The 25,051-nt window shown below is 73.1% G+C and carries 18 protein-coding genes; 5 read left to right on the forward strand and 13 right to left on the reverse strand.

Annotated features, from left to right (window positions below; all coding sequences use genetic code 11):
* Positions 1-427: 427 nt before the first annotated feature.
* A complete protein-coding gene (gene gcl / locus HA039_RS06335; protein ID WP_167025007.1) occupies positions 428-2,206 on the reverse strand; it encodes a glyoxylate carboligase in 1,779 nt (592 codons plus the stop codon).
* A gap of 202 nt (positions 2,207-2,408) precedes the next feature.
* Between gcl and HA039_RS06340 the strand changes: the two genes are divergently transcribed.
* Positions 2,409-3,122 (forward strand): hypothetical protein, encoded by a 714-nt coding sequence (locus tag HA039_RS06340; RefSeq protein ID WP_167025010.1) that lies wholly within the window; start codon positions 2,409-2,411, stop codon positions 3,120-3,122.
* 220 nt (positions 3,123-3,342) lie between these two features.
* On the opposite strand, the gene HA039_RS06345 is transcribed toward HA039_RS06340, so the two are convergent.
* On the reverse strand, positions 3,343-4,257 hold the full coding sequence (locus HA039_RS06345; protein WP_167025013.1) for an NmrA family NAD(P)-binding protein: 915 nt from the start codon (positions 4,255-4,257) through the stop codon (positions 3,343-3,345).
* A gap of 116 nt (positions 4,258-4,373) precedes the next feature.
* Between HA039_RS06345 and HA039_RS06350 the strand changes: the two genes are divergently transcribed.
* A complete protein-coding gene (locus tag HA039_RS06350; protein ID WP_167025016.1) occupies positions 4,374-4,934 on the forward strand; it encodes a TetR/AcrR family transcriptional regulator in 561 nt (186 codons plus the stop codon).
* A gap of 20 nt (positions 4,935-4,954) precedes the next feature.
* Here the strand turns inward: HA039_RS06350 and HA039_RS06355 are convergent, their stop codons facing one another.
* Both HA039_RS06355 and HA039_RS06360 read right to left on the reverse strand, forming a co-directional pair.
* On the reverse strand, positions 4,955-6,607 hold the full coding sequence (locus HA039_RS06355; RefSeq protein ID WP_167025020.1) for an AMP-binding protein: 1,653 nt from the start codon (positions 6,605-6,607) through the stop codon (positions 4,955-4,957).
* Entirely contained in the window at positions 6,604-8,316 is a 1,713-nt protein-coding gene (locus HA039_RS06360; RefSeq protein ID WP_167025023.1) for an AMP-binding protein, read from the reverse strand. The genes HA039_RS06355 and HA039_RS06360 overlap by 4 nt, the downstream gene beginning before the upstream one ends.
* A gap of 112 nt (positions 8,317-8,428) precedes the next feature.
* Here HA039_RS06360 and HA039_RS06365 point away from each other — a divergent pair, with 112 nt between their 5' ends.
* Positions 8,429-9,271 carry a helix-turn-helix transcriptional regulator gene (locus HA039_RS06365; RefSeq protein ID WP_167025026.1) on the forward strand — a complete coding sequence of 281 codons (843 nt, stop codon included), beginning with the start codon at positions 8,429-8,431 and terminating at the stop codon, positions 9,269-9,271.
* A 217-nt stretch (positions 9,272-9,488) separates the two neighbouring features.
* A complete protein-coding gene (lysA, locus tag HA039_RS06370) occupies positions 9,489-10,895 on the forward strand; it encodes a diaminopimelate decarboxylase (RefSeq protein ID WP_167025029.1) in 1,407 nt (468 codons plus the stop codon).
* Here the strand turns inward: lysA and HA039_RS06375 are convergent.
* The 3 genes from HA039_RS06375 to HA039_RS06385 all read right to left on the reverse strand — a co-directional run bounded on the left by HA039_RS06375 (position 10,874) and on the right by HA039_RS06385 (position 14,375).
* Positions 10,874-12,049: a winged helix DNA-binding domain-containing protein gene (locus HA039_RS06375; RefSeq protein ID WP_167025032.1), complete on the reverse strand. Its 1,176-nt coding sequence runs from the start codon at positions 12,047-12,049 to the stop codon at positions 10,874-10,876. The two genes, lysA and HA039_RS06375, sit on opposite strands and share 22 nt — an antisense overlap.
* Before the next feature lie 173 nt (positions 12,050-12,222).
* Positions 12,223-13,041 (reverse strand): hypothetical protein, encoded by an 819-nt coding sequence (locus HA039_RS06380; RefSeq protein WP_167036314.1) that lies wholly within the window; start codon positions 13,039-13,041, stop codon positions 12,223-12,225.
* A gap of 68 nt (positions 13,042-13,109) precedes the next feature.
* Positions 13,110-14,375, reverse strand: a complete 1,266-nt coding sequence (locus tag HA039_RS06385) for a VWA domain-containing protein (protein WP_167025035.1) — start codon at positions 14,373-14,375, stop codon at positions 13,110-13,112.
* 213 nt (positions 14,376-14,588) lie between these two features.
* Here HA039_RS06385 and HA039_RS06390 point away from each other — a divergent pair, with 213 nt between their 5' ends.
* Positions 14,589-15,842 carry a lactonase family protein gene (locus HA039_RS06390; protein WP_167025038.1) on the forward strand — a complete coding sequence of 418 codons (1,254 nt, stop codon included), beginning with the start codon at positions 14,589-14,591 and terminating at the stop codon, positions 15,840-15,842.
* Here HA039_RS06390 and HA039_RS06395 read toward each other — a convergent pair.
* The 6 genes from HA039_RS06395 to HA039_RS06420 form a co-directional block, all read right to left on the reverse strand.
* Entirely contained in the window at positions 15,805-17,799 is a 1,995-nt protein-coding gene (locus HA039_RS06395) for a glycoside hydrolase family 9 protein (RefSeq protein WP_167025041.1), read from the reverse strand. The genes HA039_RS06390 and HA039_RS06395 overlap by 38 nt on opposite strands.
* Before the next feature lie 422 nt (positions 17,800-18,221).
* A complete protein-coding gene (locus tag HA039_RS06400) occupies positions 18,222-19,388 on the reverse strand; it encodes an XdhC family protein (RefSeq protein ID WP_167025044.1) in 1,167 nt (388 codons plus the stop codon).
* 73 nt (positions 19,389-19,461) lie between these two features.
* The gene (locus HA039_RS06405; RefSeq protein ID WP_167025047.1) at positions 19,462-20,922 is read right to left on the reverse strand and encodes an NCS2 family permease; all 1,461 of its coding nucleotides are present in this window, start codon (positions 20,920-20,922) and stop codon (positions 19,462-19,464) included.
* A gap of 193 nt (positions 20,923-21,115) precedes the next feature.
* The gene (locus HA039_RS06410) at positions 21,116-23,575 is read right to left on the reverse strand and encodes a xanthine dehydrogenase family protein molybdopterin-binding subunit (protein WP_167025050.1); all 2,460 of its coding nucleotides are present in this window, start codon (positions 23,573-23,575) and stop codon (positions 21,116-21,118) included.
* On the reverse strand, positions 23,572-24,150 hold the full coding sequence (locus tag HA039_RS06415) for a (2Fe-2S)-binding protein (RefSeq protein WP_167025053.1): 579 nt from the start codon (positions 24,148-24,150) through the stop codon (positions 23,572-23,574). Before HA039_RS06415 ends, HA039_RS06410 begins: the two co-directional genes overlap by 4 nt.
* Positions 24,151-24,152: 2 nt before the next feature.
* Complete coding sequence (locus HA039_RS06420; RefSeq protein WP_167025057.1) at positions 24,153-25,043, reverse strand: FAD binding domain-containing protein; 891 nt, start codon at positions 25,041-25,043, stop codon at positions 24,153-24,155.
* Between the last annotated feature and the right edge of the window lie 8 nt (positions 25,044-25,051).

A 25,051-nucleotide genomic window follows, 5' to 3' on the forward strand; every position in this document is an offset into this window, starting at 1 on the left:
CCGGGCTGCGGCAGCGCTGACACCTGTCCTTGTCGCGCCCAGGCGCTGCCGCCGCCCGGACCCTCCATCTTCCCGACCACGCGCCGGGGCTGACGGCAGATCAGCTCCGGTGCCGACGTCCGGCCCGCCGGCCCTTGTCAGGGGTGACCGGCGGGCCGGACAGCATGCGGACCGCGACGGCGGGCGAGCCAGTGCGGTGGCCCCGCCGTCGCGGTCCCCGCATGCCGTAATGAATTCCCGCGCCCCGTACCGGAGTCACCGGTGCGGGGCGCGGGGCTGTCCGGGCGCGGTACGGGGGCGGTACGGGGCGGTGGCGGCGGGCTCGTACCAGGAGGACGTACGAACGGGCCCGTACCAGGTCCTCCCAGGTACGGGCCCGCCCACCGCTCCCCCTCGGGAGACGCCGTCCGCTCGCTCAGTTCGGCGCTCAGCTCAGCGGCAGGATCTCCGTCGGCGCGTGCCACGGCTCGGTGGCGAGGTCCTCGAACTCGTTGACGCTGGCGATGTCGCTGCCGCTCATCGAGATGTTGGTGATCCGCTCCAGGATCGCCTCGACGACCACCGGCACCCGGAACTCCGCCGCCAGCTTCTTGGCCTCCTCGAAGGCCGGCAGCAACTGGTCCGGCTCGGTGACCCGGATCGCCTTGCAGCCGAGGCCCTCGGCGACCTTGACGTGGTCGACGCCGTAGACGCCCAGCTCGGGCGAGTTGATGTTCTCGAATTCGAGGTTGACCTCGAAGTCGATGTCGAAGTTGCGCTGCGCCTGCCGGATCAGCCCCAGGTAGGCGTTGTTCACCAGCACATGGACGTACGGGATCTTGTGCTGCGCGCCGACCGCCAGCTCTTCGAGCATGAACTGGAAGTCGTAGTCGCCGGAGAGCGCGACGACCGTCGCGTCCGGGTCGGCGACGGCGACACCGAGCGCGGCCGGGATGGTCCAGCCGAGGGGGCCCGCCTGGCCGCAGTTGATCCAGTGGCGCGGCCGGTAGACGTGGAGCATCTGCGCGCCGGCGATCTGGGAGAGGCCGATGGTGGTGACGTACCGGGTCTCGGGGCCGAAGGCGCGGTTCATCTCCTCGTACACGCGCTGCGGCTTGAGCGGCACGTTGTCGAAGTGGGTACGGCGGTGCAGCGTGGCCTTGCGCTCCCGCGCGGAGGCGGCCCAGGCGGCGCGGTCGGGCAGTTCACCCGCGGCCTTCAGCTCCTTGGCCACCGTCACGAAGAGTTCGAGCGCGGCCTTGGCGTCGGAGGCGATGCCGTAGTCGGGCGCGAAGATCTTGCCGATCTGGGTGGGTTCGATGTCGACGTGGACGAACTTCCGCCCCTGTGTGTAGACGTCGAGCTTGCCGGTGTGCCGGTTGGCCCAGCGGTTGCCGATGCCGAGGACGAAGTCCGACTCCAGGAAGGTCGCGTTGCCGTAGCGGTGCGAGGTCTGGAGGCCCACCATGCCGGCGTTCAGGTCGTGGTCGTCGGCGATGATGCCCCAGCCCATCAGGGTGGGGACGACCGGGATGCCGGTCAGCTCGGCGAACTCGACCAGCAGGTCGGACGCGTCGGCGTTGATGATGCCGCCGCCGGCGACGATCAGCGGCCGCTCCGACTCGTTGAGCAGGGCGATCGCCTTCTCGGCCTGGGCGCGGGTCGCGGCGGGCTTGAAGGCCGGCAGCGGCTCGTACGTCTCCGGGTCGAACTCGATCTCCGTCAGCTGGACGTCGATCGGCAGGTCGACGAGGACCGGGCCCGGGCGGCCCGACCGCATCAGGTGGAAGGCCTGCTGGAGGACGCCGGGGAGCTGCGCGGCCTCCATCACCGTCGTCGCGGCCTTGGTGACGGGCGCGGCGATCGAGGCGATGTCGACGGCCTGGAAGTCCTCCTTGAGGATCACCGCGCGGGGGGCCTGCCCGGTGATGCAGAGGATCGGGATGGAGTCGCCGGTCGCCGAGTAGAGCCCGGTGATCATGTCCGTACCGGCCGGTCCCGACGTGCCGATGCAGACGCCGATGTTGCCCGGGTGGGTCCTGGTGTAGCCCTCGGCCATGTGCGAGGCGCCCTCGACGTGGCGGGCCAGCGTGTGGCGGACCCCGCCGGCGGCCTTGAGGGCGGCGTAGAACGGGTTGATGGCGGCGCCCGGCACACCGAACGCGTGGGTCACGCCTTCGCGCTTGAGGATCTCAACTGCGGCTCGGGCAGCGGTCATTCGAGGCATGGAGTGCTCCTGCTCGGCTGGCGGAGTCGGGCCCTGTCGCGCCACCTGAGAGCGCCAATTCCGTAATGCGAAAGTTTAGTTCTGCTATACGGAATCAAATTTAGGCGGGCCCCGCTACCGCGTCAAGGGATGGGCGAAGTCCGCCCCCCGGCCTCGCTCGTGGTGGACGATGGGCCGCGGAGCGTGTTCGAAGGGGGTCCTGATGGCGGAGAGCGTTCCGGTGCGCTGCCCGGCCTGCAGCCGGAGCCACACCTTTGTGCCGACGGTCTATCCGTGCGCGTGCGGGGCGCCGGTGGAGCCGCCGCTGCTCAGGGGCGCGGCGGCGGAGCCGGTCACGCACCGCACCTGGACGGACGAGTGGGTGCGGGTACGGTGCGCGGCGTGCGGGCGCCAGGACCACTGGCCGCGGCCGGAGTTGGGCTGCCCGTGCGGTTCCGTCCTGCGGATCCCGGTGCGGGAGGCGGGCGGGACGGGGGCCCTCACCGCGCCGGCCGGGCCCGCTACCCCTCCCCCCGCGAGGGCGGCGGCGGCCCAGAGGCCCACGTTCCGCCCCGTCACGATCCGGACCGCCCGGGACGTCGTGACGGGGGCGGCGCTCTACTTACGCTGGCTCGGCTTCCAGGGCGTCGTCCAGGCGGCGGAACAGCCCGCGTCCGGCATCGACCTGCGCGGCCCCGACGTGGTCGCCCAGGTCGACCCCACCACCTCCCCGGCCTCGCTGCGCTCGGTGGAGTGCCTGTGGCTCAACGGCCTGAACGCGTCGGCGGTCGGCGTCTTCTTCGCCCTGGCCGGCTACGCCCCCGACGCCCGCGCCCGCGCCGACTCCCTGGGCGTCCCCCTCTTCGTGATGGACCTGACGGGCGCCCCCCAACCGGTGAACGACCCGGCGGACGAACTGGTGGCGACGGGCGGGTAGTCGCGGGGGCGCTCCGGTGACAACGGCCGGCGCCCAGGGGCGGTCGGTCGTGAACCCCCGGTCGTGTCGCCGGGAACGGCTGCGGCGCTCCTGCGGCCCGACCCACTCGCCGTACCGGCCCCCGCCTGGACCGCGTTCATCGGCGGCCTCGCCTGACGGCGAGACGCCACGCAGGGAGCCCCCGTCAGCAAGTCAACGGGTACTCGCGGCAGTTCGTCGTTCAGGCGCCCGGACTCAGGTGCTCGGCCGTCCAGTCGGCGAAGCTCGTGAGCGGGATGCCCAGGGCTCGGGCGAACGCGGGGCGGGCCGGGTGGCCCACCACGTTCATGCGCTCGTGGGTCGCGCCGAACGCGGGACCGCCCGCCGCCAGCGCCTCCGCCGCCGTCATCGACGGGGCCGTCAGTTCCAGGCCCAAAGCGTGGGAGAGGATCTCCGCGATCCGGGTCATCGGCAGCCGGTCACCGGCCAGTTCGAGCTCGACCCCGTGGAACCGCGCCGGGTCGGCGAAGGCCGCGGCGGCGGCCGCGCCGATGTCGGCGACCGCGATGAGGGAGAGTTCGGTGGCGGGCTTGAGGACGGTCACCAGGCCGCCCTTCGTGCCGTTCGGGAACAGGAACGACGGCGGGAGGAAGTTCTCCATGAAGAACGCCGGCTTCAGGAGCGTCCAGTGCGCGAAGCCCGCCTCGCGGACCCGGTCCTGGAGCCCGGACTTGGTCTCGTAGTAGTGCTCCAGCGCCGCCCAGCGGCCCTCCGCCCAGCCGGGCTCGGTGCGGTGCTGCCCGGCCCCGGAGACCGACGTGTGCACGAACTGCCCCACCCCCGCGTCCCGCGCGGCGTCGATCAGGTTGCACCCCTGGACCCATTCGGAGTCGCCCTGGAGGTCGTCCAGGTCGGGCATCTGGATCGAGAAGACGGCCCGGGTCCCCTCGGCGGCCCGCCGTACCGAGTCCAGGTCACGGAGGTCCCCCGTGACCAGCTCGGCGCCGCGCGCCGCGACGGCCCGGGCCCGCCCGGCCGACGGGTCGCGGACCAGGGCCCGTACCGGAACTCCCGCCGCGAGCAGGGCCCGTGCGGTCGCGCCGCCCTGCTTGCCGGTGGCGCCGGTGACCAGGACGGGTGCGGAAGAGATGGGCATGGGGCTCCCCTGACGGTGGGCGGCGGCAGCTAAACGGCGGGGCCCGCCGTTTCTTCGTCGGTACGATACGGAGGGCCTCGCCACTTGGCAACGAGGAACCTGATGAAAGGGACGCCATGCCTGTCCAGCGCGCGGACGCCCGCCGCAACTACGAGCGGATCCTCGCGGAGGCGGAGCGGGAGGTCGCCGCGCACGGCGCCGACGCCTCCCTGGAGCAGATCGCCCGCACGGTGGGGGTCGGTTCGGCCACCGTGCGCCGGCACTTCCCCGGTCGGCGCGCCCTGCTGGAGGCGGTCTTCCGCGAGCGGATCGAGGCGCTGTGCGCCCGCGCCCGCGAGCTGGCCGGGGCGCCGGACCCGAGGGCCGCGCTGCTGGAGGCGCTGCACGGGCTCGCCGCGTACGCCACCTCCGCGCGGGGGCTCGCCACCGCGCTGACCCAGGACGGGGGCGCGGGGCCCGAGCACGTGAACGCCTGCCCGGCGAAGATCTCCGACGCGTACGACCCGCTGCTGGAGCGCGCCGCCCGGGCGGGCGCGGTCGCGTCCGACGTGACCACCGCCGACCTGGTCACGCTGATCTCGGGCATCGCCCTGGCCACGGAACACGACCCGGACGCGGCGGCCCGGACGGACCGGCTGCTCCGCCTCGCGGTGGCGGGGATCAGCCCGAGCGGGTGAGGGCCCGCCGGGCGGCAGCGCTACGCCGCGAAGCGCTCGCGCAGTTCGATCTTCCTGACCTTGCCGCTCACCGTCATCGGGAACGCGTCCACGATCTCCACCCGGCGCGGCACCTTGTAGTGCGCCAGCCGTTCCCGGCAGTACGCCGCCACCTCGTCCGCCGACGGCGGGTCCGCCGGGTCGCGCGGGATCACGCACGCCACGATCTCCTCGCCGTAGCGCGCGTCGGGGACGCCTATCACCTGGACGTCCGCGACCTTGGGGTGCCCGTACAGGAACTCCTCTATCTCCCGGGGGTAGATGTTCTCGCCCCCTCTGATGATCATGTCCTTGATCCGGCCCACGATCTGCGCGTACCCGTCCTCGCGGATCACCGCGAGATCGCCGGTGTGCATCCAGCGCCCGGCGTCGACCACCTCGGCGGTGCGCTCCGGTTCGTTCCAGTAGCCGAGCATCACGCTGTAGCCGCGGGTGCACAGTTCGCCCGCCTCGCCGCGCGGCAGGGTGACGCCGGTGACCGGGTCCACCACCTTCACCTCGATGTGCGGCAGCGCGCGGCCGACGGTGCCGGTGCGGCGCTCCAGGTTGTCGTCGCGGCGGGTCTGGGTGGAGACCGGGGACGTCTCGGTCATGCCGTAACAGATGGACACCTCGGTCATGTTCATCTCGGCGACGACCCGCTTCATCACCTCGGCCGGGCAGGGCGAGCCCGCCATGATGCCGGTGCGCAGCGAGGAGAGGTCGTACGACGCGAAGCCGGGGAGGTCCAACTCGGCGATGAACATGGTGGGGACGCCGTACAGCGAGGTGCAGCGCTCGCGCTCGACGGCGTGCAGGGTCGCGGCGGGGTCGAAGGAGGGAGCCGGGATCACCACGCACGCGCCGTGGGAGGTGGCGGCGAGGTTGCCCATCACCATGCCGAAGCAGTGGTAGAAGGGCACCGGGACGCAGATCCGGTCGTGTTCGGTGTAGGCGACCGTCTCCCCCACGAAGTACCCGTTGTTGAGGATGTTGTGGTGGGAGAGCGTGGCCCCCTTGGGGAAGCCCGTGGTCCCCGAGGTGTACTGGATGTTGATGGGGTCGTCGCACGACAACTCGGCCTCGCACGAAGCGATCTGACTGGCCGTCACCTCCCGCCCGTACGCGAGTAGTTCGTCCCAGCTCGGGTCGCCGATGTAGTGCACGGCGCGCAGTCCGGGGCAGCGGTCCCGTACCTCGTCCACCAGCGCGCGGTAGTCGCTGGTCCGGTGGCCCAGGGAGGCCAGCAGGACCGCGATCCCGGACTGGTTGAGCACGAACTCCACCTCGTGCGCCCGGTACGCGGGGTTGATGTTCACCATGATCGCGCCGATGCGGGCCGTCGCGTACTGCGCGAGCATCCACTCGGGGCAGTTGACCGCCCAGATCCCGACCCGGTCGCCCTTGGCGACCCCCCGCCCGAGCAGCGCACGCGCCAACGCGTCGACGTCGGCGCCGAGTTCGGCGTACGTCCACCGCCGCCCCGACGGTACGTCGACCAGCGCCTCCCGGTCCGGGAAGGCGGCGACGGCCCGGTCCAGGTTCCCGCCGACGGTGTCGCCGAGCAGCGGGGCGGTCGCCGTGCCGTGGAGGTACGAGGCGGCCGGGGCCGCCACCGGCCCGGAACGGGCGGTCGTCTCGGTGGTCGTGGTCATCGCAGATCCCCCTCGTCGTACTCGGCGCTGGAGCCCTCGGCCGTCCGTTCGCGCAACTCGATCCTGCGGATCTTCCCGGACACCGTCTTCGGCAGCTCGCCGAACTCGATGCGGCGGATCCGCTGGTACGGGGCGAGCACCGAACGCGAGTGCGCGAAGAGCACCTTCGCGGTGTCGGGCCCCGGCTCCCAGCCCTCGGCGAGGACGACGTACGCCTTGGGGACGGCCAGGCGCACCGGGTCGGGCGCGGGCACGACCGCCGCCTCCGCGACCGCCTCGTGCTCCAGCAGCGCGCTCTCCAGCTCGAAGGGGGAGATCTTGTAGTCGGACGCCTTGAACACGTCGTCGGAGCGGCCGATGTACGTGATGTATCCCTCGGCGTCGCGCGAGCCGATGTCCCCGGTGCGGTAGTAACCCCCCGCCATCGCGGCGGCGGTGAGGTCCGGCGCCCCGTGGTAGCCGGTCATCAGGCCGACCGGGTGCGCGCCGAGGACCAGCGCGATCTCCCCCTCGGCCACCCCGGGCGCCCCGCTCACCGGGTCGAGCAGCTCGACCTTGAAGCCGGGGGTGGGGCGGCCCATGGAGCCCGCCTTGAGCAGCTGGCCCGGCGTGTTGGCGACCTGGACGGCGGTCTCGGTCTGGCCGAAGCCGTCGCGGACCGTCACCCCCCACGCCCGGCGGACCGTCTCGATCACCTCGGGGTTGAGCGGTTCGCCGGCCGCGACGACCTCCCGCGGCGGCGTGCGCAGCGTGGACAGGTCGGACTGGATCAGCATCCGCCACACCGTCGGCGGGGCGCAGAAGCTGGTGACGCCCGCCGCGTCCATCTCCGCCATCAGCCGGCCCGCGTCGAAGCGCGTGTAGTTGTGGATGAAGACGGTCGCCTCGGCGTTCCAGGGGGCGAAGAGGTTCGACCAGGCGTGCTTGGCCCAGCCGGGCGAGGCGATGTTCATGTGGACGTCGCCGGGCTTCAGACCGATCCAGTACATCGTCGCCAGGTGCCCGACCGGGTACGACACATGGGTGTGCTCGACCAGCTTGGGGCGGGCGGTCGTGCCGGACGTGAAGTAGAGCATCAGCGGGTCGTCGCCGTGGGTGGGCCCGTCGGGCTCGAAGCGCGCGGGCGCCGCGTCGGCGTCCCCGTACGACAGCCAGCCCGGCACCTCGGGGCCGACCGCGATCCGGGTGAACCGGCCCGCGATCCCGTCGAACTTCGCGGTGTCGTCCGCGCGGACGATCACGTGGGACGCCCGGCCGCGCTCGACACGGTCGCGCAGGTCCTCGGGGCCGAGGAGGGGCGTGGCGGGGATGACGACGGCGCGCAGTTTCATCGCGGCGAGCGCGATCTCCCACAGCTCGACCTGGTTGCCGAGCATGACCACGACGCGCTGCTCGGGCCGTACCCCCCGCGCGCGCAGCCAGTTCGCGACGCGGTCGGAGCGCGCGGACATCTCCGCGAAGGTGACGCGGGTCCGGCGGCCGTCCTCCTCGACGATGTGCAGGGCCTCGCGGTGGTTGCCCTCCGCGATCCGGTCGAACCAGTCCAGCGCCCAGTTGAACCGCTCGGGGCGGGGCCACTCGAACCCCGCGTACGCGGTCGCGTAGTCCTCCCGGTGCGCCAGGAGGAAGTCCCTGGCCGTCCGGAATTCCTCCGTGGGGGTGAGCCTGCCATGGGGGCCGGCCGGACTGCTCGGCGTCCCTGCCGTCATATGTCCTCCTCATTGCGGACCGTTCAATGACATCGTGTAATCAGTGACGTGGGTCTCACCACCCCCGGACGGGGGTGGTGGGGGGTGCGGACGGCGACGGAAGGGCGGCGACGTGACCGAAGTGGTGGAGTCGGTGGAGTTGCGCGCGGCGCTGCTGCGGCTGCGCAGGACGACCGGCCTGCCGGTGGCGTTCGGCGGATTGCTGCACGAGACGGGCCGGCTGCGCATCGCCGAGCTGACCGGTACGGCGAGCGGCGCGCTGCGCGGCCTCGCGATCTCGTCGGGCAACGGGCTGGGCGGCAAGTCCATCGCCCTGGCCAGGCCGTTCGCGGTGACCGACTACCGGCAGGCGCGCCACATCAGCCACGAGTACGACGCGGCGGTCGCGGCGGAGGGCCTGCGGTCCGTGCTGGCGGTGCCCGTGGTGGTGCAGCGCCGGGTGCGGGGCGTGCTGTACGGCGCGCTGCGCACCGCGCTGCCCATCGGGGACCGCACGTTCGACGCGGCGGCGGCCGCCGCGCGGGACGTGGAGCAGGCGTTGGTCGTACGGGACGAGGTGCGCCGGCTCCTGGCGGTGACCCGGGAACCGGCGGCGGGACCCGCGGCCTGGGAGGAGGTGCGGGCCGCCCACAGCGAGCTGCGGGCACTGGCGCCCCGGATCGCCGACGCGGAGACCCGCGACCACCTGCTGGCGGTGTGCGCCCGGCTGGCGGGCGCGACGGGCGCGACGGCCGCGCCGCCCGCCGAGCGGCACCTGCCGGTACGCCTCGCCCCGCGCGAGCTGGACGTCCTGACGTGCGTCGCCTCGGGCGCGACGAACGCGGCGGCGGCGGAGCTGCTCGGGCTGCGGCCGGAGACGGTGAAGGGCTACCTGCGCTCGTCGATGCGGAAGCTGGGGGCGCACACCCGGCTGGAGGCGGTGGTGGCGGCCCGGCGGGAGGGGCTGCTGCCGTAGGCGGACCCGCTGGGGTGACCGGCCTCCCCGGGGGTGCGTCCTGCGGACCGCCGGGCATCCGGCACAGAGACCCATCGCCGGACCGCCAGAGACCTATCAGGGACTCGTCAGGATTCCGGGGCCGTCGGTCAATGCCGCGTCAGGGCCGTCCTCCCTGGGCCCCACCGGATCTACCGTCCAGGTGTCGGGGGTGATCGGACGGTCCGGGAGGCAGACCATGGAACAGGCCGGAGCAACGGCGGGCGCGACCGGGGACGGCGCAGTCCCGGCCACCGCAGAGACCACCGCAAAGACCACCACGGAACCGCTCCTCGGCATCGGCGAGCTGAGCACGGCCACCGTGTGGCCCGCGTCCGCCGTCGTCGCCCCCGGCGGGGACATCGCCGTCGCCGGGGTGTCGCTCGCGGAGCTGGCCGAGCGCTACGGCACCCCCGCGTACGTCCTGGACGAGGACGAGGTCCGGGCCCGCGCCCGGGCGTGGCGCCGGGCCCTCCCGGACGCCGAGGTCGTCTACGCGGCCAAGGCCTTCCTCTGCCGGGCCGTCGTGGACTGGGTCGAGGAGGAGGGCCTCGGGCTCGACGTCTGCTCCGCCGGCGAACTGGAGCTGGCCGCCACCCGGGGCTTCCCGGCCGACCGGATCGTCCTGCACGGCAACGCCAAGTCCCCGCAGGACCTGCGGACGGCGCTGCGCCTGGGCGTCGGCCGGATCGTCGTCGACTCCGCCTGCGAGATCGCCAGGATCGCCGCGCAGGTCCCGGGCCCCGATCCGCAGCGGGTGCTGGTCCGGGTGCTGCCCGGCATCGAGGCGGGCGCGCACGCCAAGGTCCGTACCGGCGCCGAGGGGCAGAAGTTCGGCCTGTCGATCGCGGACGGCGACGCCGCCGACGCGGTCGCCCGGATCCTCGGCCAGTCCCCGCTGGAACTGGCCGGCCTGCACTGCCACCTGGGCTCCCAGATCACCGACGCGGAACCGTACGCGGAGGCCGTGAGACGGGTCGTGGCGTTCCTGGCCGACATCCGGGACCGGCACGGCGTGACCCTGCCCGAGCTGGACCTCGGCGGCGGTTTCGCGGTCGCGTACCTGCCGGGTGATCCGGCCCCCGCGCCCGGCGTGTACGCGCGCTCGATCACCGAGGCGCTGGCGGAGGCCTGCGCCCGGTACGGTCTGCCGCTCCCCCGGCTGACCGTCGAGCCGGGCCGCTCGATCATGGCGCAGGCCGGGATCGCGCTGTACCGGGTCCTGGCGGTGAAGCGGACCGGCGGCCGGGTGTTCGTGGCCGTGGACGGCGGGATGAGCGACAACCCCCGCCCCGCGTTGTACGGCGCCCGGTACACGGTCCGCCGGGTGGGCCGCGCCTCGGCGGCCCCGATGCGCACGGCGACGGTCGTCGGCCGCCACTGCGAGGCGGGCGACGTCCTGGCCGAGGCGGTCGAGCTGCCGGAGGACATCCGCGCCGGCGACGTCCTGGCGGTCCCCGCCTCGGGGGCGTACCAGGTGTCGATGGCGTCGGGCTACAACATGACGGGCCGCCCCCCGGTGATCGCCGTGTCCGCCGGGCGGTCGCGCCTGCTGATACGCCGCGAGACCTTCGAGGACCTGCGTCAACGGGACGTCGGGCTCTGAGGGGAGGGCGGGGGCGCGTCGGCGAACTCCGCGAACCGGATGTCGTGGGTGTCGGCCGGGGCCATCGTGGTGAGCAGGCGTTCGGCCTCCTCGGTGACCGCCGCGCGGTGCTCGCGGGTGGGTGGCGCGAAGAGCTGGACGGTGAGCGTCGTCCGCGTCGGGCCCTTCCGTCCCGTACCGGCGGTGCCTTCGTCCAGCCGCCAGATCCCGGCGAGGAATCCGTCGACGAGCAGGGCGCGGTGGGCGGTGTTCCCGTACGAGGCACGGCCCTTGTACGCGGGCGGGATCACCCGGCTCCGGTCGGCGTGCGACAACAGCAGGTTGTCGAACTCGGGGAGGAAGCGCGGGGGCGCCGGGGTGTCCTCGTCGGGCCTCGGGGCGTCGGGTACGTCGAACAGCTCGACGCCGTTCTCGTCCTGGAAGACGAGCAGGCGCGGCCGCAGGCGCTCGAAGGCGTCCCTGAGGCGGGTGAGGCCCGACCAGACCTGCATGTCCTTGACCGAGGCGGGGCCGAAGGCGCCGAGGTAGCGCAGGACGGTGTCGTCGGGCGCGGGGGCCGGCGCGGAGGGCCGGCCGAACCACTTCTCGGCGGTGGTGAGCGTGACCTGCCCGGCCCGGCCCCACAGTCCGCGCGGGGTCGTCTGCACGAGCGGCAGGAGTCCCCGGGCGGCGACGGTCAGCGCGAACGGATCGGCGTCGGGCCAGCGCGCCGCCAGCGCCTCCCGCAGCTCCTTGACGGGCCGGGGGCGCTCCTCGACCAGGTCCCGGCTGAAGGCGGTGAGCCGGTCCAGGTCCACCCCGGCCAGCCCGGCGCGGAACACCCGCAGCTCCTTCTCGCGCGCGTCCTGGAGGAGCGGGCGCAGGGTCAGGCAGTCGTCGGCGGTGTGGGTGTGGATGGTCGACCGCATGGTGACCAGCCGGGCGACCTCGCGGGACGCCATCAGGTCCGACAGGTCCCCGGGCGCGAAGTCCGCCAGCCGGGCGGCGAGCTGGAAGTAGGGCGGCTTGACGTTCTGCGCCTGAAGCCCGAGGAGGTGCCCGACGGCGTCCTTCGCGGACACCCCGACGGCACGGCGAAGCAGGAACTGCCGCTCCAGGGTGGCGCGATTGAGCGCGCGGGTGCCGAGGACGGGGTGGTCAGCCTTCAGAGCCACGCGGCAATTCAAGCCCGTCCGACGTTCGAGGACAACAGTGACCCGCGCGGACCCACCGGCCGGACAAACCAAGCCCGTCCGGCGATTGAGGACAACAGTGACCCGCAGCAGTCACCGCCCGCACAGACCCCCCGGGCGCGGGAGAGCACACCCACGCCCGGGGAGGGCAACAACTATGCCCGCCGCGACGGACGCGTCAGCGAATACCCGCCGATACCCGCCAGCGCACCCAGCACCCCGCCGGCCACAGTCCAGACCCACCGGTCCGACCACCACCCGGAGGCCCACCCGTCCGACGGCTCACTCGCCACCGCCGCCGCGGACGGCTCGTCGTCCGACCCGTCCCCGTCCGCGTCGGCGAGCGCGGCGCTCGCCGTCAGCGGCACCGCGAGCCCGCCCCCGACCGCCTCCGCGCCGCCGCGGTCGGAGACCGCCGCGCCGACCGAGACCCGTACCGGCAGCCCCAGGTCCTCCTCCTGCGCGTTCACGACGGTCAGGCGTACGTAGTAGCTCCCCGGCAGCGGATCGTTCGACCAGGGCTCGGCCCAGGCCCGTACCGTCCGCAGCGTGCAGCGCAGCTCCAGCGTGTCGGCGTCGGCCGAGACCGCGCGGGTCGCCGCGCCGTACACGCACGGCTGGTGACGCCGCAGCCCGTCGTACACGTCCACCTGCCAGGTCGCCGAGCCCTTCCGCGTGGCCGAGTCGGGCAGCGTGACCTTCGCGCTGACGGTGGCGCGCTGTCCCGTGTCGACCGGGAACACCCAGTACAGGTAGTCGCCCGTGGAGGCGTCCGCGGTCGCCTCCTGGCCGGGCCGGAAGCCGGTGGCGGTACGGAACGACGTACCGGCCTCCGTGGGCCCGTCGCCCGAGCCGTCCGAGGACGACGGCGACGGGGTGGGCGTGTCGTCGGCGAGGGCCGGCCCCGCCGTGGTCAGCAGCGCCCCCGCCGCCAGCAGTGAACCGGCCAGGAGTCCTCCGGCGCGGACGGACATCGCGCGGAGACGACCAGGAGCACCTGAAGTGCCGGGGGTTCCGGGGGTGTCGAGCATGGTGCTTCGCATCAGTTGGTCCTCCATACGGCGACGCGCCAGCGTGAGACCCAGCCCCAGAGCAGGCCGGCGACCAGTCCGGTGAGGACCAGCACGCCGAGCAGCCACCAGCCGCGGCCGAGACCGAACGCGGCGACGTCGGACGGCTCGTCGGGCGAGTCCACGATCTGGATGGTCAGTTCGACGGGCAGGCCCGGGGTGGTCTTGACGGAGTCGGGCGCCGAGAAGGAGTTGCTGACCTGGACGCAGACGACCTCGGCGGCGGACGCCGCGTCGTCGTCGGCCTCCGGCCTGGGGTAGCGCAGCCCGGTCGAGATGACGTCGGTACGCCCGTCCCCCGCCTCGGAGCCGCGGACGATCTCCCGGCCGTGGACGGTCACCGCGCGCAGGAGCACGCCGTAGTCCCGGTCGACGGCACGGTCCGCGGCGACGCTCACGGAGGCGCGCAGTTCCTGCCCGGGCGAGACGTTCACGCGGTACCAGCGGTGCTCGGAGAACTTCTCGCGGTCGCTGTAGAGGCCGGCCTTCAGCTCGGGCGCGCCGGCGCAGCGCGCGGCCCCCTCGGTCGCCACGGGGGTGACCACGGGGTCGGCGGCGCGGTCGACCAACTGGGTTACACGGCCGGAGAGTTCGTCGGTGTGCTGGACCGAGGTGTAGGTGCCGCCGGTGGCCTCGGCGATGCAGGTCAGCTGCCGCCTGGTCTTGGCGTCGGGCACCAGGCCCAGCGTGTCGATGACGAGGTGGATGCCCTTGGCGGCGATCTCGCGGGCCACCTCGCAGGGGTCGAGCGGCGCGCAGGTGTCCTCGCCGTCGGTGATGAGGACGATACGGCGGGTCGCGTCACCGCCTTCGAGATCCTTGGCCGCGCCGAGCAGGGCGGGGCCGATCGGGGTCCAGCCGGTCGGGGCGAGGGTGGCGACCGCGGTCTTCGCCTCGGTGCGGTCGAGCGGGCCGACGGGGTAGAGCTGCGCGGTGTCCTCGCAGCCGACCTTCTTGTCCTTCCCCGGATAGTTGGCGCCCAGGGTACGGATGCCCAGTTCGACTTCCTGGGGCACCGCGTCCAGCACCTCGTTGAAGGCCTGCTTCGCGGCCGCCATCCGGGACTGTCCGTCGATGTCCCGGGCCCGCATCGAGCCGCTCACATCGAGGACGAGGTCGACCTTGGGGGCCGGCTTCCCGCTCGGTTCGTCCGCGGAGGCGGCGGGAGGGAAGAGCCCTACGGCCAGGGTGGCCACCAGACCGCACAAGGCGGCTGCCGACCGTTTACTTATGATCATCGCCGGATGATAGTGAGAATAGCCCAGGGAGCCAAACGGGAACTGACATCCCGTCAATTGACATCCCGACCCCCGATGTGGGGAGGGTCCTCTTGTCGCAGGGGCCCTGCCAGGTCACTGTGTGAGTCACAGACGCCCCATACGTCACATGGGCCCATCCCTACATCGCCACATCACCACATCCCCCCACTCCCCACACCTGAGGTGACCGGTATGAGCAGCAGAAGCACGGGATCGGCAACGGACTCCGGGGGCGGGGGCGGCCTGAGCCGCCGCCGCTTCGTGGGTGTGCTCGCCGCGACCTCGGCGGTGGCGGCCGTGCCCGCGACCGCGGGAGCCGCCGCGCCGCTCCCGACCGCGTCCCCGGCCCCCGTGGCCCCCGCGGCCCGGGCCACGCCCGTTCCCACCCCCGCCGCCCCGCGCGCCGCCACCCGCCGGCTCTTCCTCGGGACGTACACCTCGTCGCCGGGCGGCGGCACCGGTGTCGGCCTGGCCACCTACGACTCGGCGACCGGCTCCATCACGGGCACGGGGACGCTCAAGGGCGTCCCGGACCCCTCGTACCTGGCGATCCACCCGGACGGGCGCACGCTGTTCGCCGTCGACGAGCAGCAGGCCGGCAAGGTCACGGCGATCGCCCTGGCGGACAACGGCCGGCACACCGTCCTCGGCAGCCGCTCCACCGGGGGCGCCGGTCCCACGCACCTGTCGGTGCACCCGAGCGGCCAGTGGCTGCTGGTCGCCAACTACACGTCGGGCAGCGTGGCCGTGCTGCCCGTCCAGGCGTCGGGCGCGCTCGGCGAGCGTACGGCGCTGGTCACGCACTCCACCCCGCCGCCGGGCCCCGGCCAGGGCGGCCCGCACGCCCACCAGATCGTCACCTCGCCGGACGGCGGCCACGTGCTCGCGGTCGACCTGGGCAACGACACCGTGTACACGTACCGCCTCGACGTGGGGACGGGCGCGCTGACCCGCGTCTCGTACGCGCGGCTGCGGCCCGGCGCGGGTCCCCGGCACCTGACCTTCCACCCGTCGGGCACCTTCGCCTACCTCGCCAACGAGCTGGACAACTCCGTGGTCGTCTGCGCGTACGACCCCGGGACCGGCCAACTCACCCCCGGGGAGCCGCAGTCGACGGGCACCACCGGCAACACACGCAGCTACCCGGCGGAGTTGGTGGTCACCGACAACGGCGCCTTCGCCTATCTCGCCAACCGCGGGCACAACAGCCTGGCCCGGTACGCGATCGAGGCCGACGGCGCCGAGCTGCGGCTGCTCGACACCGTGCCGGTCGGCGGCGACTACCCGCGGCAGATCGCGCTCTCCCCGGGCGGGGAGCTGCTGTTCGCCGCGAACCAGCGGTCGAACTCGGTGACGGTCTTCGACGTGGACCAGGTGACCGGTGAACTGCGCTCCGCGGGAGCCCCGTTCACCTCGCCGGTCGCGGTGTGCGCCCTGCCGCTGTGATCGCGGCGGGTGCCGCGGACCGGGGTGTCCGCGGCACCCGTACCGCCGCCTCGGCTCCCGCGTCGGCCTCCGACCCGGCCGCCGTCCTGGCGACTGCCAGATCCGGGGTCGTCAGCTCCAGGTAGGTGGCGGCCCAGACCAGCGGCGCGTTCCAGTTGACGGTGTTCTCCTTGGAGCCCCAGGCGGCGGGGGCGGTGCCGGGACCCGCGTACGACTTGGCGGCGGGGCGGCCGGTGGGGGTGGCGGTGTCGTTGATGAGCGTGCTGTTGGGACCGCCGGACAGCCAGCCCCGGGGGTACGGTGTCGCCGGGTAGCGCCCCCAGGCGAGCCGGTCGTGCAGGTCGGTCTCGTGGTACGCGCCGTACCCGGTGACGTACGACAGGCGCATCGCGTTGGCGCCCATCAGGTAGTCCATGGAGCGGTGCATGGCCCGGAGCGCGCGGGGGTCGGCGGTGAGGTCGTAGTCGGTGCCGAGCAGCAACATGCGGTTGACGACCGCGGAGTTGGAGCCCCAGGGGTACGGTCCGCTCCCCGGGATCGGCGCCGGGTAGCCCTCGGCGTCCAGCACCGCGATCACCTCGTCGCAGAACGCCTTGAGGCGCCCGCGCATCGCGGTGAGATCGGCGGCGGGCAGGTCGTTGTCCACGGCGAGCAGGGAGAGCGTTCCGAGGGGGGCGACGTCGGCCCAGCTGAAGTCGGTGATGGTGCCGTAGTGCGGGGAGCCGGTGACGGCCTTGCGGTACGGCTCCGCGCTCCCCTTGTCCTCTCCGCTCCGGGCGCGGCGCTGGGCGGTGAGGAACAGCTCGGCGGCGGCCGCGTAACGGTCGTCGTCGTTCCCGGGGTCCGGGTAGTCGCCCCCGCCCACGGCGTCGGGGGTGGTGTCGGTGTAGTCGACGTCGGGGGCGGCCTCGGCGCGCTTCCACGCCTCCTGGGCCGACGCCCAGAGCCGGTCGGCGCGGGCCGGGTCGAAGGGCCGGAGCACGCGCGCGAGTTGGGCGTCGGTACGGGCCACGGCGTAGGTGGCGTTCGTGGACGGGCCCATCGCCGAACGGGGCTCGGCGTTCTCGGCGGCGACGTCGTGGACGGGGAAGGCGCTCCAGCGGTGGTTGTGCACCTTGTGCGAGGCGAGGCCGGACGCGGGGAGCATCCCGGACAGGAAGCGTGAGCCGTACTCCACCTCGTCGAGGAGGTCGGGGCGGCCGTTGCGCCGTTCGGGGATCCTGAGGGTGGAGTCGCCGTGGACGGTGGGGCGGCGTTCGTAGAGGTTCATCAGGGTCCACGCGGCGATGGCGTGGTTGACGGGGTAGATCCCGAAGTCCCCGGCGTCGGCCCAGGACTGGGCGACGTTCAGCCGCTGCTTCCCGCACCAGTCCTCGTAACAGGGGACGGAACTGTCGCCCGGGTGCAGCGCGTCGTGGGCGTGGGCGGGGCTCTGGAGGTGGCGGGCGAGGACGGGGGTGCCGAGGCGGTGGAAGTAGAAGTACTGCATGGCCTCGCGGGCGAGGTGCGGGTAGAGGGGGGTGTCGGCGACGACAAAGGGAACGCTGCTGCCGCCCCGGCCGTCACCGTCGCCCTCACCTCCGCTCTCGTCCCCGCCGACGGTGAGGCGGTACGTCCCCGGTCTGGTCACGGCGGAGAAGTCGGCCCGGTGCACGTGGTCGCCGGACGCGCGGTCCGTGCCGTGGATCCGGGTGGTCCCGGTGGCCACGACCTTGCCCCGCGTGGTGTCGGTGAGCCGCCAGGCGAGCGGGGTGGTGCGGGCGGACACGACGGTGGCGATCTTGTCGGCCCCCGCGAGGTAGCCGATCTGGTTCACCCGAACGGGACTGGGATCGGCAAACCCCCGGACGCCCGACTGCGCGGCGGCGTGGCCGGACCCCAGGGCGGCAGGCAGCGCGGTGGCGGCGACGGCGAGCGCCACGAGGGTGGCGCGGGTCGGGCGGGACGGGGACAGCATGGGCGGCTCCCTCGTACGGACCGGCGAGGGCACATAGTAGAACAAAACGACCGGCTGCCCTGCGGCGCGACACGAGGTACGCGCTTCGTCCTCAATCGCCGGACGGGCTCGATGGTGCCCGCTGCGGGCCGTCTTTCGACTGCGGGTTGTCGCCGGGGGTCGGGCAGGGGCCGCGTCCTGCACTGCATGTTTTACGTCGCGCGCAACCAGTTGCCTTGATTAACCCCCGTCACGCGACACAAAACACGCTCTACGTTCCGGACACGACCCCTACCCGCCCCCCTTCCAGGCGCACGCCCAAACAACCCGACCCGCCCCGGGTCTTGTTCTTTCAGCCCGTCCGGCGCTTGAGGACATCTTTGACCGCAACGGTCCCGCCCGACCGCAACCCCCTCCAGCCCGTCCGGCGATTGAGGACGTCGTTAGGCGGCGCCCGCCGCCGGGGCGCAGGCGGCTGGCCGGGGAGGTGAGGGGGCCGGGTCGTGGTGGATCGGGGTGTGGGCGCCCGTTAGGGGGGTGCCTGTGCCGCCTCGGCGCGTTGCCACTACCTCCGCGACGATCGACAACGCCGTCTCCTCCGGCGTCCGCGCGCCCAGGTCGAGCCCGATCGGGGAGCGCAGCCGGGAGAGCTCCGCCTCCGTCACCCCCACCTCCCGCAACCGCGCGTTCCGGTCCTCGTGCGTACGGCGCGACCCCATCGCGCCGACGAAGGCGACCGGCATCCTCAACGCCCTTTCCAGTAACGGCACGTCGAACTTCACGTCGTGCGTGAGGACGCACAACACCGTCCGCCCGTCCACCCGCGCCGACTCCAGGTAGCGGTGGGGCCAGGCGACCACCACCTCGTCCGCGTCGGGGAAGCGCGCGGCCGTGGCGAAGACGGGGCGCGCGTCGCACACCGTCACGTGGTAACCCACGAACTTCCCCGCCCGGGCCAGCGCCGACGCGAAGTCGATCGCGCCGAACACGATCATGCGCGGCGGCGGCACCCGCGACTCCACGAGCAGCGTCAGGGGCCGGCCGCACCGGGAGCCGCCCTCGCCCACGACGAACGTGGTGGTGCGGCCCGCGTCCAGCAGGGCGCGCGCCTCGCCCGCGGCCGTGCGGTCCAGTTCCGGATGGCCGCCGAGGCCGCCCTCGTACGATCCGTCGGGGCGTACGAGCAGGGCCCGCCCCACCAGTTCCGCCGGCCCCTCGGTGACCCGGGCCAGCGCCGCCGCCTCCCCCCGCGCGGCGGCGGCCAGCGCGGCCGCGTACACCTGCCGCCCGGCGGAGGCGGCCCGTACCGGCGTCACCAGGATGTCGATGACCCCGCCGCAGGTCAGCCCCACGGCGAAGGCGTCCTCGTCGGCGTAGCCGAACCGCTCCAGGACGGGCTCGCCGTCCCGGAGCGCCTGGGCGCAGAGTTCGTACACCGCCCCCTCCACGCACCCGCCGGAGACCGAGCCGATCGCCGTGCCCTCGCTGTCGACGGCGAGCGCGGCTCCCGGCGACCGGGGCGCGCTGCCGGTGACCGCCACCACCGTGGCGACGGCGAAGTCGCGCCCCTGCCGGACCCAACGGTCCAGCTCTTCCGCGATGTCCAGCATGTCCGAGTCTCTCCTCGCAGGGGTAGGGGGAGGGGGAGCAGGAGGGGGGAGCAGGAAGGGGGGCGGGAGGGGGTCAGACGCCCAGCCAGGATTCGATCGGGTGCAGGGCGTAGAAGACGACGAAGACCGCCGTGAGCCCCCACATGAAGGCACCGGTCTCCCGCCCCTTGCCCTGCGCCACCCTGAGGGCGGTGTACGAGATGACGCCCGCCGCGACCCCGGCGGTGATGGAGTACGTGAACGGCATCAGGACCACCGTCAGGAAGACGGGGACGGCGACGGCCCGGTCGCCCCAGTCCACGTGCCGGGCGTTCTGCGCCATCATCGCGCCGATGACCACCAGGGCGGCGGCGGCGACCTCTCCCGGGACGAGTTGGGTGAGCGGGGTGAAGAAGAGGCAGGCGGCGAAGAGCAGGCCGGTGACGACGGAGGCCAGGCCGGTACGCGCCCCCTCGCCGACGCCCGTCGCGGACTCGACGAACACGGTCTGGCCGGAGCCGCCCGCCAGCCCGCCGACGGCGCCGCCGGCCCCGTCGACGAACAACGCCTTGGACAGGCCCGGCATCCGGCCCCGCTCGTCCGCGAGCCCCGCCTCCGTACCGACTCCGATGATGGTCGCCATCGCGTCGAAGAAACCCGCGAGCACCAGGGTGAAGACGATCATCCCCACCGTCATCGCGCCCACGTCCCCCCAGCCGCCGAAGTCCACCTTCCCGAAGAGCGAGAAGTCGGGCAACGAGACCGCGCTGCCGGTCAGTTCGGGCGGTCCGCTCCCCCAGGCCCGGGCGCCGACGGCGCCGGTGGCGTTGAGGACCGCGGCGGCGATCGAGCCGAGGACGATGCCGATCAGGATCGCGCCCGGCACCTGGCGTATCTGGAGCATGAAGATGAGCAGCAGCGTCACGCAGAAGAGCAGGACGGGCCACCCGGCGAGCTGGCCGGCCGGGCCGAGGGTGACCGGGCCGCCGCCCTGCGAGGCGTGGACGAACCCGGCCTTCACCAGTCCGATGAGGGCGACGAACATGCCGATGCCGATGGTGATGGCGTGTTTCAGGGCGAGCGGGATGGCGTTCATGATCATCTCGCGCAGGCCGGTGACCACCAGGAGGCAGATCACCACCCCGTACAGCACGCACATGGCCATGGCCTGCGGCCAGGTCATCACGGGCACGACCTGCCCGGCGAGCACACCGGACACGGAGAGCCCGGCGGCCAGGGCGAGCGGCACCTTCCCGACGAGGCCCATCAGGAGGGTGGTGAGCGCCGCGGCGAGCGCGGTCGCGGTGATGAGGGCGGACCGGGCGAGGGTGTCTCCCGCGACGTCCTCGCCGGACAGGATGAGGGGGTTGAGCAGGAGGATGTACGCCATGGCCATGAAGGTCGTGACGCCGCCGCGGACCTCGCGGGCGAAGGTCGATCCCCGGTGGGAGATCTCGAAGTAGCGGTCGATCCCGGACCGTCCGGCCGGAGGACGCGAGCCGGTGCTGCCGGCGTCCTCGGCGGTGGTCGTGGGCCGTACTGACGACTGGGTCATGTTGCCTGCTCCCAAGGTTCACAGGGGCACCCGCGAACTACTGGTGGATACGCGGGATTTGGGATGGACGCATGGGCTGCACGACCCGGGGGACGGCCCGAGACGAACGAACGAACGGAAGTTAGGTAGGGAGGTAGGTAGGGACGAGTGGGGGGTGCGTGGGGCCGGGCGGGCGGGTGGCCCGCGCCGGCCGTCACATGCCTGTCAGGTGCTCCGGCCGGACCGGTGTTCTGTTCAGCTCCAGCCCGGTCGCGTTCCTGATGGCCGCCAGGATCGCGGGGGTTGACGACAGGGTCGGTGCCTCGCCGATGCCCCGCAGCCCGTACGGCGCGTGCTCGTCGGCCAGTTCGAGCACGTCGACGGGGATCGTCGGGGTGTCGAGGAGCGTGGGGATGAGGTAGTCCGTGAAGGACGGGTTGCGCACCTTCGCGGTCACCGGGTCGACGATGATCTCCTCCATGACGGCCACCCCGAGGCCCTGGAGGCTGCCGCCCTGGATCTGGCCGACGACGGAGAGCGGGTTGAGCGCCTTGCCGACGTCCTGCGCCACGGCCAGTTCGATGACCTTGACGAGGCCCAGTTCGGTGTCGACCTCGACCACCGCGCGGTGGGCCGCGAAGGAGTACTGGACGTGGCCGTTGCCCTGTCCCGTACGGAGGTCGAAGGCCTCGGTGGCGCGGTGGCGCCACTCCAGCTCCAGGTCCACCACCTCGTCCTCCAGCACGTCCGCGAGGTCGGCGAGCACCTCGCCGCCGTCGGTGACGACCTTGCCGCTCTCCAGGAGCAGTTCGGCGGTGGCCCAGGCGGGGTGGTACGTACCGAACTTGCGGCGGCCCAGTTCGAGGACCTTCTCCCGCACGTGCTCGCAGGTGTTCTTGATCGCGCCGCCCGTGACATAGGTCTGGCGGGAGGCGGAGGTGGACCCCGCCGAGCCGACCCGGGTGTCGGCGGGCTGGATGGTGACCTGGGCGACGCCCAGTTCGCTGCGGGCGATCTGGGCGTGGACGGTCACCCCGCCCTGGCCGACCTCGGCCATCGCGGTGTGCACGACGGCGACCGGCTCCCCCGCGATGACCTCCAGGCGCACGCGCGCGGTGGAGTAGTCGTCGAAGCCCTCGGAGAAGCCGACGTTCTTGATGCCGACCGCGTACCCGACGCCCCGCACGACGCCTTCGCCGTGCGTGGTGTTGGACAGGCCGCCGGGCAGCGCCCGGACGTCCGGCGCCTCGCCCGCCGTGAGCCACTGCTGCTCGGGCGGCAGCGGCCTCGCCTTCACCCGGCGGAGCAGCTCGGCGACGGGCGCGGGTGAGTCGACGCGCTGGCCGGTCGGCAGGAGTGTGCCCTGTTCCATGGCGTTGAGCTGACGGAACTCCACCGGGTCCAGGCCCAGTTCGGCCGCCAGCTTGTCCATCTGCGCCTCGTACGCGAAGCACGCCTGGACGGCGCCGAAGCCGCGCATCGCCCCGCAGGGCGGGTTGTTGGTGTAGAGCGCGATCGCCTCGATGTCGACGTTCTCGACGACGTACGGGCCGACGGAGAGGGAGGAGGCGTTGCCGACGACGGCCGGGGACGCCGACGCGTACGCGCCGCCGTCGAGCACGATCCGGCACCTCATGTGGGTGAGCTTCCCGTCGCGCGTCGCGCCGTGCTCGTAGTGCAACTTCGCGGGATGGCGGTGGACATGGCCGAAGAACGACTCGAAGCGGTTGTAGACCATCTTGACCGGCTTGCCGGTGCGCAGGGCCAGCAGGCACGCGTGGATCTGCATCGACAGGTCCTCGCGGCCCCCGAACGCGCCGCCGACGCCGGACAGGGTCATGCGGACCTTGCTGTCGGGCAGGCCGAGGACGGGGGCGATCTGGCGGAGGTCGGAGTGGAGCCACTGGGTGGCCACGTACAGGTCGACGCCGCCGTCCTCGGCGGGGACGGCGAGTCCCGACTCGGGGCCGAGGAACGCCTGGTCCTGCATGCCGAAGACGTAGTCCCCGGTGACGATCACGTCCGCGCGCGCCGCCGCCGCGTCCGCGTCGCCGCGGACGATGGGCTGGCGGTGGACGACGTTGGGGTGGGGGACGTGGCCGGAAGAGGGGGTCCCCCCTGGACCGGAGCCTGTCGGAGGTCCTTGGGGGCGGTCGTCGCGGCCCTCGTGGACGAGGGGTGCGCCGGGCGCGGTGGCCGACACCTCGTCGGTGATGACGGGGAGTTCGGCGTAGTCGATGCGGATCCTGGCGGCGGCGCGGCGCGCGGTCTCCGGGTGGTCCGCGGCGACGATCGCGACGGGCTCGCCGTGGTGGCGGACCTTGCCGTGGGCGAGGACGGGCGTGTCCTGGATCTCCAGGCCGTAGTGCTTCACCTCGGTCGGCAGGTCGTCGTAGGTGAGGATCGCGTACACACCGGGGACGGCGAGGGCCTCGGAGATGTCGACGGACCGGATCTCGGCATGCGCCACGGTGGAGCGCAGGGTGTGGCCCCACAGCATGTCCTCGTGCCACATGTCCGAGGAGTACGCGAACTCGCCGGTGACCTTGAGGGTGCCGTCGGGACGCAGGGTGGACTCGCCGATGCCGCCCCTGGTAGGGGAACCCTGGGTGAGGCTCGTGGGGGTGCCGGTGGGGGTCCGGGGTGTGCCGGTACGACGTGTGGGGGACGTCATCGTCGGTTCGCCTCTTCCTGTCGCGCCGCGGCCAGCCGTACCGCGTCGAGGATCGCCTCGTACCCGGTGCAACGGCAGAGGTTGCCGGAGAGTGCCTCGCGGATGTCCGCGTCGGTCGGGGACGGGTTGCGCTCCAGCATCTCGTCGGCGGCGACCAGGAGCCCGGGGGTGCAGAAGCCGCACTGCACGGCGCCGGCGTCCATGAACGCCTGCTGCACGTGTGACAGTTGGCCCGCCCGCACGCCCTCCCCGCCCGGAACACCGCCCGGGGCACCGCCCGGAACGCCCTCCCCGCCCCGGCCGTCGCCGCGCTCGCGGTCGCGCTGCCCCGCGTACTCCGCCAGGCCCTCGACCGTCAGCACCTCGCGGCCCTCCACCTGTCCGGCCGCGACCAGGCACGCGCACACGGGCACGCCGTCGAGCCGTACCGTACAAGAACCGCATTCGCCCTGTTCACAGGCGTTCTTGGAGCCGGGCAGGCCCAGCCGCTCCCGCAGGACGTACAGCAGGCTCTCGCCCTCCCAGACGTCGTCGGCCTCGTGCCGGCGTCCGTTGACCGTGAAGTTCACTCGCATGATCAGGCAGCTCCTCGGAGAGTGCGGCCGGCGCCGCGGTACCGCTCCCACGTCCAGCCGAGCTGGCGGCGGGCCATGACGCCGACCGCGTGGCGGCGGTACCTGGCGGTGCCGCGCACGTCGTCGATGGGGTTGCACGCGGCGGCGACGAGGTCCGCGAACTGCCGGACGACCGACGGGGTGATGACCTTCCCGTTGTCCCAGAAGCCGCCCTCCTCCAGCGCCGCGCCGAGGAAGTCCTCCGCCACCCGGGCCCGGACGGGCGTGGGGGCGGCCGAGCCGATGCCGGTCCGTACCGTACGGGTGTCCGGGTGCAGCGCCAGGCCGAACGCGCAGACGGCGATGACCATCGCGTTGCGCGTGCCGACCTTCGAGTACTGCTGCGGTCCGTCCGCCTTCTTGACCCGTACGGCCCTGATGAGTTCGTCGGGCGCGAGGGCGTTGCGCTTGACGCCGGTGTAGAAGTCGTCGATCGGGATGAGGCGGGTGCCCCGTACCGACTCGGCCTCGACCTCGGCGCCCGCGGCCAGGAGCGCGGGGTGCGCGTCACCGGCCGGGGAGGCGGTGCCGAGGTTGCCGCCGACGCCGCCGCGGTTGCGGATCTGCGGCGAGGCGACGGTGTGGGAGGCGAGCGCGAGGCCGGGCAGCTCGGTCCGCAGGTTCTCCATGATGGCGGCGTACGGGACGGAGGCGCCGAGCCGGACGTGGTCGTCGGCGATCTGCCAGGTGGTCAGCTCGCCGATGCGGTTCAGGTCGAGCAGGTGCTCGGGCCTGCGGTGGTCGAAGTTGATCTCGACCATGACGTCCGTGCCCCCGGCGATGGGCACGGCGGAGGGGTGCTCGGCCTTGGCGGCGAGCGCCTCCTGCCAGGTGGCGGGGCGAAGGAAGTCCATGAAGGGCT

The organism is Streptomyces liangshanensis (assembly GCF_011694815.1).
GTDB classification, from domain to species: Bacteria; Actinomycetota; Actinomycetes; order Streptomycetales; family Streptomycetaceae; genus Streptomyces; species Streptomyces liangshanensis.

Excerpts from the sequence above, each read along its gene's own strand:
- HA039_RS06355 (WP_167025020.1), bottom strand. The coding sequence starts at position 6,607 with ATGACCACGACCACCGAGACGACCGCCCGTTCCGGGCCGGTGGCGGCC.
- HA039_RS06420 (WP_167025057.1), bottom strand. The coding sequence starts at position 25,043 with ATGGACTTCCTTCGCCCCGCCACCTGGCAGGAGGCGCTCGCCGCCAAG.
- HA039_RS06380 (WP_167036314.1), bottom strand. The coding sequence starts at position 13,041 with ATGTCCGTCCGCGCCGGAGGACTCCTGGCCGGTTCACTGCTGGCGGCG.
- HA039_RS06395 (WP_167025041.1), bottom strand. The coding sequence starts at position 17,799 with ATGCTGTCCCCGTCCCGCCCGACCCGCGCCACCCTCGTGGCGCTCGCC.
- HA039_RS06345 (WP_167025013.1), bottom strand. The coding sequence starts at position 4,257 with ATGCCCATCTCTTCCGCACCCGTCCTGGTCACCGGCGCCACCGGCAAG.
- HA039_RS06410 (WP_167025050.1), bottom strand. The coding sequence starts at position 23,575 with ATGACGTCCCCCACACGTCGTACCGGCACACCCCGGACCCCCACCGGC.
- HA039_RS06360 (WP_167025023.1), bottom strand. The coding sequence starts at position 8,316 with ATGACGGCAGGGACGCCGAGCAGTCCGGCCGGCCCCCATGGCAGGCTC.
- HA039_RS06390 (WP_167025038.1), top strand. The coding sequence starts at position 14,589 with ATGAGCAGCAGAAGCACGGGATCGGCAACGGACTCCGGGGGCGGGGGC.
- gcl (WP_167025007.1), bottom strand. The coding sequence starts at position 2,206 with ATGCCTCGAATGACCGCTGCCCGAGCCGCAGTTGAGATCCTCAAGCGC.
- HA039_RS06385 (WP_167025035.1), bottom strand. The coding sequence starts at position 14,375 with ATGATCATAAGTAAACGGTCGGCAGCCGCCTTGTGCGGTCTGGTGGCC.
- HA039_RS06350 (WP_167025016.1), top strand. The coding sequence starts at position 4,374 with ATGCCTGTCCAGCGCGCGGACGCCCGCCGCAACTACGAGCGGATCCTC.
- HA039_RS06405 (WP_167025047.1), bottom strand. The coding sequence starts at position 20,922 with ATGACCCAGTCGTCAGTACGGCCCACGACCACCGCCGAGGACGCCGGC.
- HA039_RS06340 (WP_167025010.1), top strand. The coding sequence starts at position 2,409 with ATGGCGGAGAGCGTTCCGGTGCGCTGCCCGGCCTGCAGCCGGAGCCAC.
- lysA (WP_167025029.1), top strand. The coding sequence starts at position 9,489 with ATGGAACAGGCCGGAGCAACGGCGGGCGCGACCGGGGACGGCGCAGTC.
- HA039_RS06400 (WP_167025044.1), bottom strand. The coding sequence starts at position 19,388 with ATGCTGGACATCGCGGAAGAGCTGGACCGTTGGGTCCGGCAGGGGCGC.
- HA039_RS06415 (WP_167025053.1), bottom strand. The coding sequence starts at position 24,150 with ATGCGAGTGAACTTCACGGTCAACGGACGCCGGCACGAGGCCGACGAC.